Source organism: Thiolapillus sp., assembly GCF_048562965.1.
Classification (GTDB): domain Bacteria; phylum Pseudomonadota; class Gammaproteobacteria; order Chromatiales; family Chromatiaceae; genus Thiolapillus; species Thiolapillus brandeum_A.
On sequence record NZ_JBHNMF010000639.1, the window covers coordinates 1 to 1,749 of the forward strand.

Consider the following 1,749-nt stretch of genomic DNA (forward strand, 5'->3'; position numbering starts at 1 on the left):
CGCCGCGTTCGGAGGCCTACTTTGTTTTCCCTCTGGCGCAAGGCACGCCGGGAAAACAGTGCGGCCTCGCGGCTACTGGGGTCTACCAGCCTTCGCTTCGCTCTCCATGGCTGGCAGCGCAAGTGCCAGCGCGACGGGCAGGTTCTGTATGCTGACAGGCCATGCCCGGAGGGTATCGAGATGCGAACCGACCCCGCACCACCCCGCCCCGAGCGCCAGCCGCACCGCCTTGTGATCGAGCACAAGCACACAACCCAAGGACCTCGTTACAACAGCCACCAGCGCAGCCGCCTGTACGCAACCGTGCAAAAGCTGAAGCAACAAAGCACGCTGCTGCGCAGCAGGATCCATGCTCTGCAACAGCAGAAAGAACGTGAGCTGCAGCACCAGGCCCTGGGCGACCCGCAACGCCTGACCACTATCAATCTCTACTGGAACAGCAAGATCGACGCCATGGAAAGGGAATACGACCGCAACCTGCAGCAAATCTACCGTTTGGAGGACATGGCCGGGCAGTGACCCATCTCCGGCTGTTTGGCAAGGGCGCGTTATGAAATCCAGCGGCACATATAAGCCAAAAGCCCGCTGTGATGCGGGCTTGGGGACATTTTGGGGCTTCTTGGGACTACTTATTGGTAGGCGCGAACGGAATCGAACCGCCGACCCCCACCATGTCAAGATGGTGCTCTAACCAGCTGAGCTACGCGCCTGTTGCGAGGGCGAACTATACACGGTATGGGCAGGTTTTCGCAAGTTTTCTGCCGCCGATGACAGTCAGGCATCCCAAGATCCTGATCCCGGACCCACTGAAGAATTTCAGTCTGGGGAAGTAACCCCGATAGCCGGTGACGGAGTTCTCATCAACTCGATAAATTTCCTGTCCTTGAAGATGTAATCGAGTTCCCTGAAAGGATACTTGCCGATCCCGGAGTTGTTTTCCTGGATGTAGCGCCTTGCTTCATCCTCCTTTCCCTGAAGATAGAGGGCATAGGCCAGGTACATGGTCGCATACTTGGCATTTGGGTTGATTGCCAGCGCCTCATTCAGGTATTTCTCGGCTTTTCCGTAATCACCCCGCTTCAGGCTCACTGTTGCCAAGCCGGCCAGACGCTTAGCCCGCCCATTCCTCACCAGCGGAAAGCTACCCGCCATTTCAAAATACTTCTCTGCCAAGGCCAGATTGCCTGTCAACAGTTGAATTTTTCCCAGGTTTATTGCTGCCGTTCCGTGGGGATGTTCCTTGAACAGTCTTTCAGCAACGATGCGGGCCTGTTCCAGGCGTCCGTAGGACAGCAGTGCGCCGGCGTAGTTGGATGCTGCCAGTACAGAATCCGGTTGCCGCTGATACGCCCATTGCCACAGACTGAGATTGTTCTTCCAGCTCTTTGCGTAATGGAATACTGTTAGGGATGAAATGACAATCAGAGCGCCTACTGTGTACCCCATTGTTCTTGCCGAAACACGCCCCTTCTTCAAGCGTGTCTTCGGCCTCGTGATAGATTTTGGGACATCCCAGTCCCCAAAATCGACTCAGCCTTTGACAACCTATTTGTGCCCCAGCCGTCCTGGTCACCAAGCACTACGCAACAACTTCGCAAGCTCGTTGCTGCTCCGTACTTGGCTCCCATATGACTGGACGCCGCGTTCGGAGGCCTACTTTGTTTTCCCTCTGGCGCAAGGCACGCCGGGAAAACAGTGCGGCCTCGCGGCTACTGGGGTCTACCAGCCTTCGCTTCGCTCTCCATGGCT

The 1,749-nt window shown here is 56.5% G+C and carries 3 protein-coding genes and 1 tRNA gene; 2 read left to right on the top strand and 2 right to left on the bottom strand.

What is annotated here, in order from left to right; all coding sequences use genetic code 11:
* The first annotated feature begins 21 nt into the window (after positions 1-21).
* Complete coding sequence (locus ACOCD2_RS18665) at positions 22-519, top strand: hypothetical protein (protein ID WP_293645824.1); 498 nt, start codon at positions 22-24, stop codon at positions 517-519.
* A 114-nt stretch (positions 520-633) separates the two neighbouring features.
* Here the strand turns inward: ACOCD2_RS18665 and ACOCD2_RS18670 are convergent.
* Both ACOCD2_RS18670 and ACOCD2_RS18675 read right to left on the bottom strand, forming a co-directional pair.
* A tRNA-Val gene (locus ACOCD2_RS18670) sits at positions 634-710 on the bottom strand.
* A 106-nt stretch (positions 711-816) separates the two neighbouring features.
* On the bottom strand, positions 817-1,446 hold the full coding sequence (locus ACOCD2_RS18675; RefSeq protein ID WP_293645826.1) for a tetratricopeptide repeat protein: 630 nt from the start codon (positions 1,444-1,446) through the stop codon (positions 817-819).
* A gap of 46 nt (positions 1,447-1,492) precedes the next feature.
* Between ACOCD2_RS18675 and ACOCD2_RS18680 the strand changes: the two genes are divergently transcribed.
* Positions 1,493-1,749 (top strand): hypothetical protein (locus ACOCD2_RS18680; protein ID WP_419625886.1); only part of this gene is annotated, 257 nt, incomplete at its 3' end.